15 protein-coding genes are annotated in these 15,877 nt (G+C 71.2%); 14 read left to right on the top strand and 1 reads right to left on the bottom strand.

The annotated features are described in order from the left end of the window. Positions 1 to 36: 36 nt before the first annotated feature. A complete protein-coding gene (locus A5643_RS08850; RefSeq protein WP_156628721.1) occupies positions 37 to 999 on the bottom strand; it encodes an alpha/beta fold hydrolase in 963 nt (320 codons plus the stop codon). A 133-nt stretch (positions 1,000 to 1,132) separates the two neighbouring features. Between A5643_RS08850 and ftsH the strand changes: the two genes are divergently transcribed. The 14 genes from ftsH (at position 1,133) to clpC1 (ending at position 15,849) form a co-directional block, all read left to right on the top strand. Beyond that, the gene (ftsH, locus tag A5643_RS08845; RefSeq protein WP_066854018.1) at positions 1,133 to 3,460 is read left to right on the top strand and encodes an ATP-dependent zinc metalloprotease FtsH; all 2,328 of its coding nucleotides are present in this window, start codon (positions 1,133 to 1,135) and stop codon (positions 3,458 to 3,460) included. Between the two features lie 14 nt (positions 3,461 to 3,474). Continuing rightward, positions 3,475 to 4,107 (top strand): GTP cyclohydrolase I FolE, encoded by a 633-nt coding sequence (folE, locus tag A5643_RS08840; protein WP_066854017.1) that lies wholly within the window; start codon positions 3,475 to 3,477, stop codon positions 4,105 to 4,107. Further along, the gene (gene folP / locus A5643_RS08835; protein ID WP_082948845.1) at positions 4,104 to 4,940 is read left to right on the top strand and encodes a dihydropteroate synthase; all 837 of its coding nucleotides are present in this window, start codon (positions 4,104 to 4,106) and stop codon (positions 4,938 to 4,940) included. The genes folE and folP overlap by 4 nt, the downstream gene beginning before the upstream one ends. Continuing rightward, positions 4,933 to 5,334: a dihydroneopterin aldolase gene (gene folB, locus A5643_RS08830; RefSeq protein ID WP_066854016.1), complete on the top strand. Its 402-nt coding sequence runs from the start codon at positions 4,933 to 4,935 to the stop codon at positions 5,332 to 5,334. The genes folP and folB overlap by 8 nt, the downstream gene beginning before the upstream one ends. Continuing rightward, positions 5,331 to 5,876, top strand: coding sequence for a 2-amino-4-hydroxy-6-hydroxymethyldihydropteridine diphosphokinase (gene folK / locus A5643_RS08825; protein WP_066854014.1), 546 nt, complete (start codon positions 5,331 to 5,333; stop codon positions 5,874 to 5,876). The genes folB and folK overlap by 4 nt, the downstream gene beginning before the upstream one ends. Then, on the top strand, positions 5,876 to 6,361 hold the full coding sequence (locus tag A5643_RS08820; RefSeq protein ID WP_066854012.1) for a DUF3180 domain-containing protein: 486 nt from the start codon (positions 5,876 to 5,878) through the stop codon (positions 6,359 to 6,361). The genes folK and A5643_RS08820 overlap by 1 nt, the downstream gene beginning before the upstream one ends. Positions 6,362 to 6,416: 55 nt before the next feature. Beyond that, positions 6,417 to 7,862, top strand: coding sequence for a DUF6779 domain-containing protein (locus tag A5643_RS08815; protein ID WP_066854010.1), 1,446 nt, complete (start codon positions 6,417 to 6,419; stop codon positions 7,860 to 7,862). 114 nt (positions 7,863 to 7,976) lie between these two features. After that, the gene (locus tag A5643_RS08810) at positions 7,977 to 8,888 is read left to right on the top strand and encodes a Rossmann-like and DUF2520 domain-containing protein (RefSeq protein ID WP_066854008.1); all 912 of its coding nucleotides are present in this window, start codon (positions 7,977 to 7,979) and stop codon (positions 8,886 to 8,888) included. Continuing rightward, on the top strand, positions 8,885 to 9,775 hold the full coding sequence (panC, locus tag A5643_RS08805) for a pantoate--beta-alanine ligase (RefSeq protein ID WP_066854007.1): 891 nt from the start codon (positions 8,885 to 8,887) through the stop codon (positions 9,773 to 9,775). The genes A5643_RS08810 and panC overlap by 4 nt, the downstream gene beginning before the upstream one ends. A gap of 33 nt (positions 9,776 to 9,808) precedes the next feature. Continuing rightward, positions 9,809 to 10,240, top strand: a complete 432-nt coding sequence (panD, locus tag A5643_RS08800) for an aspartate 1-decarboxylase (RefSeq protein ID WP_066854005.1) — start codon at positions 9,809 to 9,811, stop codon at positions 10,238 to 10,240. A gap of 2 nt (positions 10,241 to 10,242) precedes the next feature. Then, positions 10,243 to 11,058, top strand: coding sequence for a type III pantothenate kinase (locus A5643_RS08795; protein WP_066854003.1), 816 nt, complete (start codon positions 10,243 to 10,245; stop codon positions 11,056 to 11,058). Between the two features lie 70 nt (positions 11,059 to 11,128). Beyond that, complete coding sequence (gene lysS, locus A5643_RS08790; protein WP_066854001.1) at positions 11,129 to 12,628, top strand: lysine--tRNA ligase; 1,500 nt, start codon at positions 11,129 to 11,131, stop codon at positions 12,626 to 12,628. Positions 12,629 to 12,749: 121 nt separating this feature from the next. After that, on the top strand, positions 12,750 to 13,085 hold the full coding sequence (lsr2, locus tag A5643_RS08785) for a histone-like nucleoid-structuring protein Lsr2 (RefSeq protein ID WP_066853999.1): 336 nt from the start codon (positions 12,750 to 12,752) through the stop codon (positions 13,083 to 13,085). Positions 13,086 to 13,317: 232 nt separating this feature from the next. Beyond that, positions 13,318 to 15,849, top strand: coding sequence for an ATP-dependent protease ATP-binding subunit ClpC (gene clpC1, locus A5643_RS08780; RefSeq protein ID WP_066853997.1), 2,532 nt, complete (start codon positions 13,318 to 13,320; stop codon positions 15,847 to 15,849). Positions 15,850 to 15,877: the final 28 nt, after the last annotated feature.

Below are 15,877 nucleotides of genomic sequence, written 5' to 3'. Positions count from 1 at the left end.
CGCGTCGCGGTGCCGCCACACCCGCGGTGGCGGCGCTCAGCGCAGCTCGGTGAGGAACTCCAGCAGCGCGGCGTTGACCTGCTCGGGACACTCCTGCTGCAGCCAGTGCCCGGCGTCCTCGATGAGCAGTTCCCGGTACGGCCCGGCCGCGACTTCCCGCGCCCGGTCGCGGCGGGTGAAGCCGAGCACCGGGTCGGCGGCACCGGCGATGAACAGCGCGGGCACGTCGGTGCTGGCGTCGGCCAGCTGCGGGGTGGTCGACCAGTTGCGGTCGAAATTGCGGTACCAGTTCAGCCCGCCGGTGAACCCGGTGCGACTGAACTCGGCGACGTAGTAGTCGAATTCGTCGGCGCTGATCCACTCCGGCAGCGCGCTCGGCTCGGGCAGCCGGTCGACGAACCCGGCCGGGCCGGGGTCGAGCATGGTCGCGGCCGCGGCGGCGTCACCGGGGGTGGTCAGCCCGCCGAACATCCGCCGCATGGTGCGGGCCGGGTCGGCGCCGAGTTCGGCGTCGGCGACCCCGGGCTGCTGGAAGTAGAGGATGTAGAAGAAGCGGTCCCCGAAGATGCGCCGCCACGTCGCGGTCGGCGCCTCCTGCGAGCGCGGGGTGGGCGGAACGCTGAGCCCCACCACCGCGGCCACCCGATCGGGGTGCAGCAGCGCGGCGTTCCACACCACCGGCGCCCCCCAGTCGTGGCCCACCCAGACCGCCCGGTCGGCGCCGACGGCGTCGAGCAGGCCGGTCAGGTCGGCGGTGAGCGCGTGGATGTCGTAGGCCTCGACCGGATCCGGCGCCGAGGAGCCGCCGTAGCCGCGCTGATCGGGGGCGAGCACGTGGTAGCCGGCGGCGGCCAGCGCCGGGATCTGGTGCCGCCAGGAATAGGCCAGCTCGGGGAAGCCGTGGGCGAGCAGCACCACCGGCCCGTCCGGCGGACCGGCCTCCAGCACCCGCAACCGCACCCCGTTGGTGTCGATGAACCGTTCCGTCGCCGCCGCCACGCTGCCGCCCATGTTCCCACCCAAGCACAGTCGGGCCGCCGCCTTCGCCGCGATCGGCGAACACCGTCGCGGTAGCCTTGAGGATTGCAGTTGCCTGTACTGGAAGGATCGGGCCGACCACGGTCGGAAATTGATGAACCGCAAAAACGTGATCCGCACCGTCACCGTGATCGCCGTGGTGGTGCTGGTGGGCTGGTCGTTCTTCTACCTCAGCGACGACACCCGCAAGTTCAAGCCCGTCGACACCTCGGTGGCGGTGGCCCAGATCGCCGAGGACAACGTCGAAAGCGCCCAGATCGACGACCGCGAGCAACAGCTGCGGTTGACCCTCAAAACGGGCAACGACGCCACCGAGGGCGCCGACCAGGTCATCACCAAATACCCCACCGGTTACGCGGTCACCCTCTATGACGCGCTGAGCGCCAAGAACGCGAAGGTCAACACCACCGTCAACCAGGGCAGCGTGTTCGGCACCCTGCTGATCTACATGCTGCCGCTGCTGCTGCTGGTGGCGCTGTTCGTGATGTTCTCCCGCATGCAGGGCGGCGCCAGGATGGGCTTCGGCTTCGGCAAATCACGCGCCAAGCAGCTCTCCAAGGACATGCCGAAGACCACCTTCGCCGACGTCGCCGGGGTCGACGAAGCGGTCGAGGAGCTCTACGAGATCAAGGACTTCCTGCAGAACCCGAGCCGCTATCAGGCCCTGGGCGCCAAGATCCCCAAGGGCGTGCTGCTGTTCGGTCCGCCCGGCACCGGCAAGACGCTGCTGGCCCGCGCGGTGGCCGGTGAGGCCGAGGTGCCGTTCTTCACTATCTCCGGCTCGGACTTCGTCGAGATGTTCGTCGGGGTGGGCGCCTCGCGGGTGCGCGACCTGTTCGAGCAGGCCAAGCAGAACAGCCCGTGCATCATCTTCGTCGACGAGATCGACGCGGTCGGCCGCCAGCGCGGCGCCGGCCTCGGCGGCGGCCACGACGAGCGGGAACAGACCCTCAACCAGCTGCTGGTGGAGATGGACGGCTTCGGCGACCGGGCCGGGGTCATCCTGATCGCGGCGACCAACCGCCCCGACATCCTCGACCCGGCGCTGCTGCGCCCGGGCCGCTTCGACCGCCAGATCCCGGTCTCCAACCCCGACATCGCCGGGCGGCGCGCGGTGCTGCGGGTGCACGCCAAGGGCAAGCCGATGGCCCCCGACGTCGACCTGGAAAGCCTGGCCAAACGCACCGTCGGGATGTCCGGGGCCGATCTGGAGAACGTCATCAACGAGGCGGCGCTGCTGACCGCGCGGGAGAACGGCACCGTGATCACCGGCCCGGCGCTGGAGGAGGCGGTGGACCGGGTCATCGGCGGGCCGCGGCGCAAGAGCCGCATCATCAGCGAGCACGAGAAGAAGATCACCGCCTACCACGAGGGCGGCCACACCCTCGCCGCGTGGGCCATGCCCGACATCGACCCGATCTACAAGGTGACGATCCTCGCGCGCGGGCGCACCGGCGGGCACGCGGTCGCGGTGCCCGAGGAGGACAAGAGCCTGCGCACCCGCTCGGAGATGATCTCGCAGCTGGTGTTCGCGATGGGCGGACGCGCCGCCGAGGAGCTGGTCTTCCACGAACCGACCACCGGCGCGGTCTCCGACATCGAGCAGGCCACCAAGATCGCGCGGGCGATGGTCACCGAGTACGGCATGAGCGCCAAGCTGGGCGCGGTGCGCTACGGCACCGAGCACGGCGACCCGTTCCTGGGCCGCACCATGGGCAGCGCCCCGGACTACTCCCACGAGGTGGCCCGGGAGATCGACGAGGAGGTGCGCAAGCTCATCGAGGCCGCCCACACCGAGGCGTGGGCGATCCTCACCGAGCACCGCGATGTCCTCGACACCCTCGCCGGTGAGCTGCTGGAGAAGGAGACGCTGCACCGCGCCGAGCTGGAGGAGCTGTTCGCCCAGGTCGAGAAGCGGCCGCGGATGACCATCTTCGACGATTTCGGCGGACGCACCCCGTCGGACAAGCCGCCGATCAAGACGCCCGGCGAGCTGGCGATCGAACGCGGCGAGGAATGGCCCCAGCCGGTGGCCGAGCCGGCCTTCAAGGCCGCCATCGCCCAGGCGAACGCCGAGGCCGAACGGGCCCGCCGCGCCGCCAACGGCACCCCCGAGCACCCGCCGCAGAACGGCGGGTCCCAGCCGCCCCAACCACCCCAGTCGCCGCAGCCGACCCAGCCCGATTACGGCGCCCCGGCGGGCTGGTACGCCCCGGGCTGGCCGCCGCCGCAACAGCAGCCGAGCTATCCGCAGCACCCCGGCCCGTGGTATCCGCCGTCCCCCGGGCAGCGGCACGGGCAGCCCGCCGGCCAGGGCTACCCGCCCCGCCAGCCGTACCCGGTGCCCGGCCAGGGCGACCCGGGACAGGCCCCGGGCCAACACGGTGAGGAGAGCCGGCAGACCCCGCCGGCCCGCGGCTAATCCATGGAGGTTCGATGACTCGGTTCGATACCGGGATCGATTCGGAGTTCGACGCGCAACCGGCGTCGTCGAACGGACCGGTGTTCGACCAGGCGCGCGCCGAGGCCGCCATCCGGGAACTGCTCTACGCCATCGGCGAGGACCCGGAACGCTGCGGGCTGCGCGACACCCCGGCGCGGGTCGCGCGGGCCTACCGGGAGATGTTCGCCGGGCTCTACACCGACCCCGACGACGTGCTCAACACCACCTTCGACGAGCAGCACGACGAGTTGGTGATGGTCAAGGACATCCCGATGTACTCGATGTGCGAACACCACCTGGTGTCCTTCCGCGGTTCGGCGCACGTGGGCTACATCCCCGGCGAGGACGGCCGGGTCACCGGTCTGTCGAAGATCGCCCGGGTCGTCGACCTCTACGCCCGCCGCCCGCAGGTGCAGGAGCGGCTGACCGCGCAGATCGCCGACGCGATGATGGGCCGGCTCAAGCCGCGGGGCGTGATCGTGGTCCTCGAAGCCGAGCACATGTGCATGTCGATGCGGGGGGTCCGCAAACCCGGTGCGGTCACCACCACGTCGGCGGTGCGCGGCCAGTTCAAGACCGACACGGCGCTGCGCGCGGAAGCGTTGAATCTCATCCTGCACAAGTGAGGTCCACCGGTGTGCAGGTCATGGGGGTGGTCAATGTCACCACCGACTCGTTCTCCGATGGTGGCCGCTACCTGGAGACCGGCCGCGCCGTCGAGCACGGGCTGGCGCTGGCCGCCGCCGGGGCGGCGATCATCGACGTCGGCGGGGAATCCACCCGGCCGGGCGCCCAGGGCGTCGACACCGCGGTGGAGATCGCCCGGGTCGTCCCGGTGGTCTCCGCGCTGGCCGCGCACGGCCTCACGGTCAGCATCGACACCATGCACGCCGCCGTCGCCGCCGCCGCACTCGAGGCCGGGGCAACCCTGGTCAACGACGTCTCGGGCGGGCGGGCCGACCCGGACATGGCCCCGCTGCTCGCCGAGAGCGGGGTCCGGTGCGTGCTGATGCACTGGCGGCCGGTGGCGGCGCAGCACCCGCACCGGGTGCCGCGGTACCGCGACGTGGTCGCCGAGGTGCGCGCGGAGCTGCTCGCCGCGGTGGACGCGGTGGTGACCGCCGGTGTCGATCCGGGCCGCATCGTCATCGATCCCGGGCTGGGTTTCGCCAAGACCGGCCTCCACAACTGGACGTTGCTGCACGCCCTGCCGGAGCTGGTCGCCACCGGGGTGCCGGTGCTGGTCGGGGCGTCTCGCAAACGGTTCCTCGGGGCGCTGCTGGCCGGGCCCGACGGGGCGGTGCGCCCGCCGGACGGACGGGAGACCGCGACCGCGGTGATCTCGGCGCTGGCGGCGCTACACGGCGCCTGGGGGGTGCGGGTCCACGACGTGCGGGCCTCGGTGGACGCCCTGAAGGTCGTCGACGCCTGGGCGCTGGGCGGGGAGCGCGATGACTGACCGGATCGAACTGCGCGGCTTGACCGTTCGCGGCTACCACGGCGTGTTCGACCACGAGCGCGCCGACGGCCAGGACTTCGTCGTCGACATCACGCTGTGGCTGGACCTGACCGCGGCGGCGGCCGGCGACGACCTCGCCGACACCTACGACTACGGGGTGCTGGCCGATCGGGCCGCCGCCATCGTCGCCGGCCCGCCACGCAACCTGATCGAGACCGTCGCCGCCGAGATCGCCGACGAGGTGATCACCGATCCGCGGGTGGAGGCGGTCGAAGTCACCGTGCACAAGCCGCAGGCGCCGATACCGCACGTCTTCGCCGACGTGGCGGTGGTCGCCCGCCGCTCCCGCCGCGGCGGTCGCGGGCGGGTGGTCCCGGCGGGGGCGGCCACATGACCCGGGTGGTGCTCTCGATCGGCAGCAACCTCGGTGACCGGCTGGCCCGGCTGCAGTCGGTGCTCGACGGGCTGGGCCCGGCGGTGCGCGCCGTCTCCGGGGTCTTCGAGACCGACCCGTGGGGCGGGCTGGACCAGGGCCAGTTCCTCAACGCGGTGCTCATCGCCGAGCACCCCGACTACGACGGCCAGCGCTGGCTGCGGCGGGCCCACGAGTTGGAGAACGCCGCACATCGGGTGCGCGGGGAGCGGTGGGGGCCGCGCACCCTCGACGTGGACCTGGTGACCTGCCATGAGACCTCCCCGGCCGGCGACACCCTGGTGGTCTCCCGCGACGACGGGCTGACGCTGCCGCACCCGCTGGCGCATCTGCGCGCCTTCGTGCTGATCCCGTGGCTGCAGATCGAGCCCGACGCCGAACTTCCGGTGGCGGGCCAACTGCGGCCGGTCAGCGCCCTGGTGACCGAGCTGGACCCCGCCGATCGGGCCGCGGTGCGCGAGACCGGGCTGACGTTGAGCCCAGCGGCCGGAGCGGACGCCTGATGGGCCCGACCCGCAAGCGTGATCTGCTCGCCGCCGTGCTCGGCACCGGCCTGCTGGGCTACCTGCTGGTGGGGCAGCTGTACCGGTTGTTCCCCCCGATCACGGTGTGGACCGGGCTGTCGCTGCTGGTCGTCGCCGCAGTGGAGGCCGGCTGGGGCTTTCAACTGCGCGCCAAGATCAACGCCGCCGAGATCGGGGTGGGCCCGGGCCGGCTGCACCCGCTGACCGCCGCGCGCAGCCTGGTCGTCGCCAAGGCCTCCGCCTGGGTGGGGGCGGTGGTGCTCGGCTGGTGGCTGGCGGTGCTGGCCTACCTGCTGCCGCGACGCTCGTGGCTGCACGCCGCCGAGCAGGACACCGCGGGCACCGTGGTGGCGGCGGTCAGCGCGCTGGCTCTGGTGGTTGCCGCGCTGTGGCTGCAGCATTGCTGTCGCTCGCCCGGGATCGGCCCGGAGAGCGGTGAGGACACCGAGAAACAGGCCTGCTGAGAATCGCCGAAGCGCGCCGACACGCGGACTGACCTCGGGCCGGTACAGTCAGGCCATGACCGTTCTGTCCGGCGGCGCTCGGGTCCGGCGCGGCGTCCGCAGGCCGGGCTGGACACTGCTGACCACGTTGCTGGTGCTCGCTCTCGTCGCGAGTTCCGCACTGGTGTTCACCGATCGCATCGAACTGCTGAAGCTGGCGGTCATCCTGGCGTTATGGGCGGCGGTGGTCGGCGCTTTCGTCTCGGTGATCTACCGACGGCAAAGCGATGTCGCCGAGGCGCGCGCCCGCGACATGCGGTTGGTCTACGACCTGCAACTCGACCGGGAGATCGCCGCCCGCCGCGAATACGAGTTGAACGTCGAGTCGCAGCTGCGCCGCGAACTGGCCTCCGAGCTGCGGGCCGAGGCCGCCGACGAAATCGCCATGCTGCGCAGCGAACTGGCGGCGCTGCGCACCAACCTCGAGATCCTCTTCGACGCCGAGTTCGAGCACCGCCCGGCGCTGGAGACCGAACGCAGCACCGTGCGCGCCTACAGCGACCGCGCCCAGGACGACCAGGGTAGGTCGGATTGGGCTGCGGCAGCACGGATTTCGACGACGATGCCCGACGAGACGGCCAGCACGACCACCGAGAACCCGATCATCGACGTGCCCGAGGTTCCGGTGCCCCCGGCGGCCGAGGCGCCCCCCGAACCGCCGGTCGAACAGCCGCGCCGCGACGCCCGCGATCCGCAGAGCCCCGGTGCCCAGCACTACGAGCGCTACGAGACCCCGCGCTACGACACCCCGCAGTACGACACCCGGGACTACGGGGCGCGGCCACCCGTCGAAGACGAGCCCCGCAGATCCCGCCGTCGCCGTGCGGCCGAACCGCAGCCCGAACCGCAGCCCGCGCCACCGCGCCCGGAGCCGCCGGCCTGGCCGCCGCGCCCCGAGCCGGCGCCGGCCGCGCAGAGCTGGCAGACCGGCCCGGTGCAGCCGGTCCCGCCCGCGCCGCCGCCCAGCCCGCCGCCGCCCAGCCCGCCGGCGGCTGAGACCGGCTGGCAGCCGCTCGGCGGGGAAGGGCAGTGGCTACCGCCCGGGGCGCCGGGCAGTCACTGGGCGCCCGCCGACGAGCCACCCCAGCCGCGCCGCGGCCGGCACTACCGGGGCCCGGACGAACCGGCCGCCCCCGAACCGGCCGCACCCGAACCGGTCGCCCCGGCGCCGGCCTGGCCGGAGACCGGCCGCCACCAGCCGCGCCACGCCCCGCCCGGCGGCGGCTACACCCCACCGATGCCGACCCGGCCCGAGCCCGCGGCCCGGCACCGGCGCCGCGCCGAGGAGCCCGACGACACGCCGCCGCGCTTCGAGCCGCCACCGCCTGCCGAGCCGGCCGAAACCCCGGAGCCCGAGGAATCCGGCGGCCGGCGCAGCAGCGGTCAGTCGGTGGCCGACCTGCTGGCTCGCTTCGAGGTCAGCCCCACCAGCGGGGGGCGCCGGCGCCGCCGGGAGGACTGACCCGGCGGGGGCGCGCTGCACCGGAGGGCCGCCGCGGGCTAAAATCTTCCCCGACCGTCCGGTACCCGCCACGCGGGACTGGAACGAACCAACAGGACTTGTGAGGTCGTCTGCATGGCGCAGTTCGACGGATTGCGTCCCGCTCGACTCAAAGTGGGCGTCATCTCGGCCGGCCGGGTGGGAACCGCCCTGGGGGTCGCGCTGGAGCGCGCCGACCACGTCGTGGTGGCCTGCAGCGCGATCTCCGGCGCCTCGCGCCGGCGTGCCGGGCGGCGGCTGCCCGACACCCCGATCGTGGCGGTGCCGCAGGTGGCCGGGGCCGCCGAGCTGCTGATCCTGGCGGTCCCCGACACCGAACTGCCCGACCTGGCCACCGGGTTGGCCGCCACCGCGGCGGTGCGGCCGGGCACCATCGTGGCCCACACCTCCGGGGCGCACGGGGTGGCGGTGCTGGACCCGCTGGCGGCGCTGGACTGCATACCGCTGGCCATCCACCCGGCGATGACGTTCACCGGCTCCGACGAGGACATCGCCCGCCTGCCCGACGCCTGCTTCGGGATCACCGCCGCCGACGAGGTCGGCTACGCGATCGCGCAGTCGCTGGTGCTGGAGATCGGCGGCGAACCGGTCCGGGTCCGCGAGGAAGCCCGCACCCTCTACCACGCGGCGCTCGCCCACGCCGCCAACCACCTGGTCACCGTGGTCGCCGACGCGGTGGAGATGCTCCGCGCGGCGCTGCGCGGGCAGGAACTGCTCGGCCAGCAGTGGATCGACGACGAGCCCGGCGGCCTCGCCGAGCGGGTCGTCGGGCCGTTGGCCCGCGCCGCGCTGGAGAACACCCTGCACCGCGGGCGCGCCGCGCTGACCGGCCCGGTCGCCCGCGGGGACGCCGCGGCGATCGCCGGGCACCTCGACGCGATCGCGGCGCTGGACACCGGGCTGGCCGAGGCCTACCGCACCAACTCGCTGCGCACCGCCCAGCGGGCCCACGCCCCCGCCGAGGTGCTCGAGGTGCTGACCCGATGAGGGCCGCGGCTGCGCCGAAGTTCACCGCCGGTGAGCTCAACGTCTACCCCGCCGACCGGGACGTCGCGGCGGTCTGCCGGGCCCTGCGCGGCACCGGGCGGCGGGTGGTGCTGGTCCCCACCATGGGCGCGCTGCACGACGGGCACCTGGCGCTGGTGCGGGCCGCCCGGCGGGTCCCCGGCGCGGTGGTGGTGGTCTCGATCTTCGTCAACCCGCTGCAGTTCGGCGCAGGGGAGGACCTGGCCACCTATCCGCGCACCCTCGAGGACGACCTGGCGCTGCTGCGCGAGGAGCGGGTCGACGTCGTGTTCACCCCGACCGAGGCGGTGATGTACCCGCACGGCAGGCGCACCGTCGTCCGGCCCGGACCGCTGGGTGCCGAACTGGAGGGCGCCGCGCGCCCGGAGCACTTCGCGGGCATGCTCACCGTGGTGCTCAAGCTGCTGCAGATCGTCGGGCCGGACCGGGTGTTCTTCGGCGAGAAGGACTACCAGCAGCTGATCCTGGTACGCCAGATGGTCGAGGACCTCAACATCGACACCGAGGTCGTCGGGGTGCCGATCGTGCGGGACGCCGACGGTCTGGCGCTGTCCTCCCGCAACCGCTACCTCGACGGCGAGCAGCGTGAGCTGGCGACCGCGCTGTCGGCGGCGCTGCTGGCCGGGGCGCGGGCCGCGGCCGGCGGCGTCGAGGAGGCGCTGGCCGCCGCGCGCGGTGTGCTGGACCAGGTTCCGGCGATCGAGCTGGACTACCTGGAGGTGCGCGACCCCGTGCTGGGGCCGGCACCCCCGTACGGGCCGGGCCGAATCCTGGTGGCGGCCAAGATCGGTGACACCCGACTGCTGGATAACGCCGCCGTTGATATCGCCGCCGGACCCTACACCTGACCGAACCTGCCGCCGAACACGTTGGAGGAACCCATGCTGCGGACCATGATGAAGTCGAAGATCCACCGGGCCACCGTCACCCAGGCGGACCTGCACTACGTCGGCTCGGTGACCATCGATGCCGACCTGATGGAGGCCGCCGATCTGCTCGAAGGCGAGCAGGTCACCATCGTCGACATCGACAACGGGGCCCGGCTGGTCACCTACGCCATCACCGGCGAGCGCGGCAGCGGGGTGATCGGGATCAACGGCGCCGCAGCGCATCTGGTGCACCCCGGTGACCTGGTGATCCTGATCGCCTACGGCACCATGAGCGACGAGGAGGCCCGCCGGTTCCGTCCCCGGGTGGTGTTCGTCGACGCCGCCAACAAGCAGGTCGACCTCGGCGACGATCCGGCGTTCGTGCCCGACTTCGACATCCCCGAAACCGCTGAACTGCTCTCCCCGCGGGCGAGCGCGCGATAACCGTGCTCCTCGCCATCGACGTCCGCAACACCCACACCGTGGTGGGTCTGCTCGCCGGGGCCGGTGAGCACGCCAACGTGGTGCAGCGGTGGCGGATCCGCACCGAGCCGGAGATCACCGCCGACGAGTTGGCGTTGACCATCGACGGGCTGATCGGCGACGACGGGGAGCGGCTCACCGGTGCCGCGGCGCTGTCCACCGTCCCGTCGGTGCTGCACGAGGTGCGCATCATGCTCGACCAGTACTGGCCGACGGTGCCGCAGGTGCTCATCGAACCGGGCGTGCGCACCGGGATCCCACTGCTGGTGGACAACCCCAAAGAAGTCGGCGCCGACCGGATCGTCAACTGCCTGGCCGCCTACCGCAAGTTCGGCACCGCCGCCATCGTCGTCGACTTCAGCTCCGCCATCTGCGTCGACGCCGTCTCGGCCAAGGGCGAGTTCCTCGGTGGCGCGATCGCGCCGGGCGTGCAGGTGTCCTCCGACGCCTCGGCGGCACGCTCGGCCGGGCTGCGCCGCATCGAACTGGCCCGGCCGCGCTCGATCATCGGCAAGAACACCGTCGAATGCATGCAGGCCGGGGCCGTCTTCGGGTTCGCCGGGCTGGTCGACGGGCTGGTGCAACGCATCCGCACCGAGGTCGACGGGTTCGCCGGCGAGGCGGTGGCGGTGGTGGCCACCGGGCACACCGCCCCGCTGCTGCTGCCCGAACTGCACACCGTCGACCACTGCGACCCGCACCTGACCCTGCACGGCCTGCACCTGGTCTTCGAACGCAACCGGGACAGCTCGCGCGGCCGGCTCAAGACCGCCCGCTGACGGCGCACCGCCGGGCCCGCGGTCCGGGGGCGGCGCCGGTCGCCGGTGCGCCCCAGTAAGCTCGCGGGTCGTGACCTCCGACGAATCCGCCCTCCCCGAACAGTTCCGGATCCGCCGGGCCAAGCGGGAACGCCTGCTGGCCGAGGGACGTGAGCCCTACCCGGTCAACGTCGAGCGCACCCACACCCTGGCCGAGATCCGCGCCGCCCACCCCGACCTGCCCGCCGACACCGCCACCGGCGAGATCGTCGGCGTCTCCGGGCGGGTGGTGTTCGCCCGCAACTCCGGCAAGCTGTGCTTCGCCACCCTGCAGGAGGGCGACGGCACCCAGCTGCAGGTGATGATCAGCCTCGCCGGGGTCGGCGAGCAGCTGCTGGACCAGTGGAAGAGCGACGTCGACCTCGGGGACATCGTCTACGTCCACGGTGAGGTGATCAGTTCCCGGCGCGGTGAGCTGTCGGTGCTCGGCGACACCTGGCAGATGGCGGCGAAGGCGCTGCGGCCGCTGCCGGTCGCGCACAAGGAGATGAGCGACGAGTCCCGGGTCCGGCAACGCTACGTCGATCTGATCGTCCGGCCGGAGGCGCGCACCGTGGCCCGGCAGCGCATCGCGGTGGTGCGGGCGCTGCGCAACGCGCTGGAGCGCCGCGGCTTCCTCGAGGTCGAGACCCCGATGCTGCAGGTTCTGGCCGGCGGGGCGGCGGCCCGCCCGTTCGTCACCCACTCGAACGCGCTGGACACCGACTTGTTTCTGCGCATCGCCCCGGAGTTGTTCTTGAAACGCTGCGTGGTCGGCGGATTCGACCGGGTATTCGAGTTGAACCGGGTATTCCGAAATGAAGGAATTGACTCCACTCATTCACCGGAATTTTCGATGCTGGAAACCTATCAGGCGTATGGAACCTACGACGACTCCGAGATCGTCACCCGGCAGCTAATTCAGGAGGTCGCCGACGAGGCGATCGGCACCCGGCAGGTCCCGCTGCCCGACGGCAGCACCTACGACATCGACGGTGAGTGGGCGTCGATACAAATGTATCCGTCCCTCTCCGAAGCCCTCGGTGAGGAGATCACCCCGGAAACACCGGTGCCGGTCCTGCGCGGTATCGCCGACCGGTTGGGAGTGGAAGTGCCCGAGGACCGCGGCTATGGGCACGGCAAACTCGTCGAGGAACTGTGGGAGCACACCGTGGGCGACAACCTGTTCGCGCCCACCTTCGTTCGCGATTTCCCGGTCGAGACCACCCCGCTGACCCGCCAGCACCGCAGCATCGCCGGGGTCACCGAGAAATGGGATCTCTATCTGCGCGGCTTCGAGCTCGCGACCGGCTACTCGGAGCTGATCGACCCGGTGGTGCAGCGGGAGCGGTTCGTCGCCCAGGCCCGCGCCGCCGCGGCCGGCGACGACGAGGCGATGGCGCTGGACGAGGATTTCCTGGCCGCCATCGAATACGCGATGCCGCCGTGCACCGGCACCGGAATGGGGGTGGACCGCCTGCTGATGGCATTGACGGGATTGTCAATTAGGGAGACGGTTCTGTTCCCCATTGTTCGACGACACGACGGCTGATCTTGCGCGTATAGCGGCGGCGTTAATGGCCGTGTTTGAATGGTTCATCCGGTTATGGCACGGTGGTCAATCGAGCGGTCTTCATCGCACCGCAGCGCAAACGAAAGGTGAGTGGCCTGTAATGGCGAAAAAAGTGACGGTTACGCTGGTAGACGATTTGGATGGCGCTGCGAAAGCGGATGAAACCGTCGAATTCGGTCTCGACGGGGTGACGTACGAGATCGACCTGTCGACCAAGAACGCCGAGAAATTGCGCGGCGACTTCAAGCGGTGGGTCGAGTCCGGCCGCCGCGTCGGCGGCCGCAAGCGCGGGCGTAGCAGCACCGGCCGCCGCGGCGCGATCGACCGCGAGCAGAGCGCCGCGATCCGCGAGTGGGCCCGCCGCAACGGCCACAACGTGTCGACCCGCGGCCGGATCCCGGCCGACGTGATCGAGGCGTTCCACGCCGCCACCTGACGACGCGGCGCCGCCGCCGGGGGACCTCGAGCGGTGTTCGCTGGCGGCGAACCGATCTTCGAAACGTTTCCGCTGATCTCGGCGTTGCCCACGTATGGCCGTAGAACGGCCGGGTGAATCGGCATCACGGTAGCCACCGTGCGGTAGGAAGCCCGGCCTGCCGCCACTACAGTGGACGGCAGGCGCGAACTGCCGATCATCGTGCCGATGTGTAGGGAGAAGGTAACCACCGATGTTCGAGAGATTTACCGACCGGGCACGTCGGGTTGTGGTCTTGGCGCAAGAAGAGGCCAGGATGCTCAACCACAACTACATCGGCACCGAGCACATTCTGTTGGGCCTCATTCACGAGGGTGAAGGGGTCGCCGCCAAGTCGCTGGAGTCGCTGGGGATTTCCCTGGAAGGGGTGCGCAGCCAGGTCGAGGAGATCATCGGCCAGGGCCAGCAGGCACCCTCCGGGCACATCCCGTTCACGCCGCGGGCCAAGAAGGTCCTGGAACTGTCGCTGCGTGAGGCGCTGCAGCTCGGCCACAACTACATCGGCACCGAGCACATCCTGCTCGGCCTGATCCGGGAGGGCGAGGGTGTCGCCGCTCAGGTGCTGGTCAAGCTCGGTGCGGAACTGACCCGGGTACGTCAACAGGTCATCCAGCTGCTCTCCGGATACCAGGGCAAGGAGACCGCCGAGGCCGGCACCGGAGGCCGCGGCGGCGAGTCCGGCAGTCCGTCGACCTCGCTGGTGCTCGACCAGTTCGGGCGCAACCTGACCGCCGCGGCGGCTGAGGGCAAGCTCGATCCGGTCATCGGCCGGGAGAAAGAGATCGAGCGGGTGATGCAGGTGCTCTCCCGGCGCACCAAGAACAACCCGGTGCTCATCGGCGAACCCGGGGTCGGAAAGACCGCGGTCGTCGAGGGACTGGCGCAGGCCATCGTCAACGGCGAGGTGCCCGAGACGCTGAAGGACAAGCAGCTCTACACCCTCGACCTGGGTTCGCTGGTCGCGGGCAGCCGCTACCGCGGTGACTTCGAGGAACGGCTGAAGAAGGTCCTCAAGGAGATCAACACCCGCGGCGACATCATCCTGTTCATCGACGAGCTGCACACGCTGGTCGGTGCCGGTGCCGCCGAGGGCGCCATCGACGCCGCGTCGATCCTCAAGCCCAAGCTGGCCCGCGGCGAGCTGCAGACGATCGGCGCCACCACCCTCGACGAGTACCGCAAGTACATCGAGAAGGACGCCGCCCTGGAGCGCCGCTTCCAGCCGGTGCAGGTCGGTGAGCCGTCGGTGGAGCACACCATCGAAATCCTCAAGGGGCTGCGCGACCGCTACGAGGCGCACCACCGGGTGTCGATCACCGACCCGGCGTTGGTGGCCGCGGCCCCCCTGGCCGACCGCTACATCAACGACCGGTTCCTGCCGGACAAGGCCATCGACCTCATCGACGAGGCCGGCGCCCGGATGCGGATCCGGCGGATGACCGCGCCGCCGGACCTGCGCGAGTTCGACGAGAAGATCGCCGACGCGCGCCGGGAGAAGGAGTCCGCGATCGACGCGCAGGACTTCGAGAAGGCCGCCAGCCTGCGCGACCAGGAGAAGCAGCTGGTCGCCCAGCGCACCGAGCGGGAGAAGCAGTGGCGCTCCGGTGACCTCGACGTGGTCGCCGAGGTCGACGACGAGCAGATCGCCGAAGTGCTGGGCAACTGGACCGGCATCCCGGTGTTCAAGCTCACCGAGGCCGAGACCACCCGGCTGCTGCGCATGGAGGATGAGCTGCACAAGCGGATCATCGGCCAGGACGACGCGGTCAACGCCGTCTCCAAGGCGATCCGGCGCACCCGCGCCGGGTTGAAGGACCCGAAACGGCCGTCCGGGTCGTTCATCTTCGCCGGGCCGTCCGGGGTCGGCAAGACCGAGTTGTCCAAGGCGCTGGCGGAGTTCCTGTTCGGCGACGACGACGCGCTGATCCAGATCGACATGGGCGAGTTCCACGACCGGTTCACCGCCTCGCGGCTGTTCGGCGCCCCGCCGGGCTACGTCGGCTACGAGGAGGGCGGCCAGCTCACCGAGAAGGTGCGGCGCAAGCCGTTCTCGGTGGTGCTGTTCGACGAGATCGAGAAGGCCCACCAGGAGATCTACAACTCGCTGTTGCAGGTGCTCGAGGACGGCCGGCTCACCGACGGGCAGGGCCGCACGGTCGACTTCAAGAACACCGTGTTGATCTTCACCTCCAACCTGGGGACCTCCGACATCTCCAAGGCGGTCGGTCTGGGCTTCACCCAGGGCGGCGGGGAGAACAACTACGAGCGGATGAAGCTCAAGGTCAACGACGAGCTCAAGAAGCACTTCCGGCCGGAGTTCCTCAACCGCATCGACGACATCATCGTCTTCCACCAGCTCAGCCGCGAGGAGATCCTCCAGATGGTCGATCTGCTGATCGGCCGGGTGGGCGAGCAGCTGCACGCCAAGGACATGGCGATGGTGCTCACCGACAAGGCCCGCTCGCTGCTGGCCAAGCGGGGCTTCGACCCGGTGCTGGGGGCGCGTCCGCTGCGGCGCACCATTCAGCGCGAGATCGAGGACCAGCTGAGCGAGAAGATCCTGTTCGAGGAGCTGCGCCCGGGCCAGCTGGTCACCGTCGACGTGGACAACTGGGACGGGGAGGGTGCCGGCGAAGAGGCGGTGTTCACCTTCACCGGCGGTCCCAAGCCGGTCGAGTCGGCCGAGCTGGCCGACGCCGCCGCCGGCTCGACGCCCGCGGAGTAGCACCGCTCGACTGACGCTGGGGCGGCCG

This window comes from Mycobacterium sp. 1274756.6, assembly GCF_001668625.1.
Classification (GTDB): Bacteria; Actinomycetota; Actinomycetes; order Mycobacteriales; family Mycobacteriaceae; genus Mycobacterium.
The sequence above is the reverse complement of the archived record's forward strand: the minus strand, read 5'-3'. Positions and strand labels throughout refer to the sequence as shown.

What these genes read in the sequence shown, in the direction of transcription:
- folK (WP_066854014.1), top strand. Translation starts at nt 5,331, where the DNA reads ATGACCCGGGTGGTGCTCTCGATCGGCAGCAACCTCGGTGACCGGCTG.
- panD (WP_066854005.1), top strand. Translation starts at nt 9,809, where the DNA reads ATGCTGCGGACCATGATGAAGTCGAAGATCCACCGGGCCACCGTCACC.
- A5643_RS08810 (WP_066854008.1), top strand. Translation starts at nt 7,977, where the DNA reads ATGGCGCAGTTCGACGGATTGCGTCCCGCTCGACTCAAAGTGGGCGTC.
- A5643_RS08815 (WP_066854010.1), top strand. Translation starts at nt 6,417, where the DNA reads ATGACCGTTCTGTCCGGCGGCGCTCGGGTCCGGCGCGGCGTCCGCAGG.
- folB (WP_066854016.1), top strand. Translation starts at nt 4,933, where the DNA reads ATGACTGACCGGATCGAACTGCGCGGCTTGACCGTTCGCGGCTACCAC.
- lsr2 (WP_066853999.1), top strand. Translation starts at nt 12,750, where the DNA reads ATGGCGAAAAAAGTGACGGTTACGCTGGTAGACGATTTGGATGGCGCT.
- folE (WP_066854017.1), top strand. Translation starts at nt 3,475, where the DNA reads ATGACTCGGTTCGATACCGGGATCGATTCGGAGTTCGACGCGCAACCG.
- ftsH (WP_066854018.1), top strand. Translation starts at nt 1,133, where the DNA reads ATGAACCGCAAAAACGTGATCCGCACCGTCACCGTGATCGCCGTGGTG.
- clpC1 (WP_066853997.1), top strand. Translation starts at nt 13,318, where the DNA reads ATGTTCGAGAGATTTACCGACCGGGCACGTCGGGTTGTGGTCTTGGCG.
- panC (WP_066854007.1), top strand. Translation starts at nt 8,885, where the DNA reads ATGAGGGCCGCGGCTGCGCCGAAGTTCACCGCCGGTGAGCTCAACGTC.
- A5643_RS08820 (WP_066854012.1), top strand. Translation starts at nt 5,876, where the DNA reads ATGGGCCCGACCCGCAAGCGTGATCTGCTCGCCGCCGTGCTCGGCACC.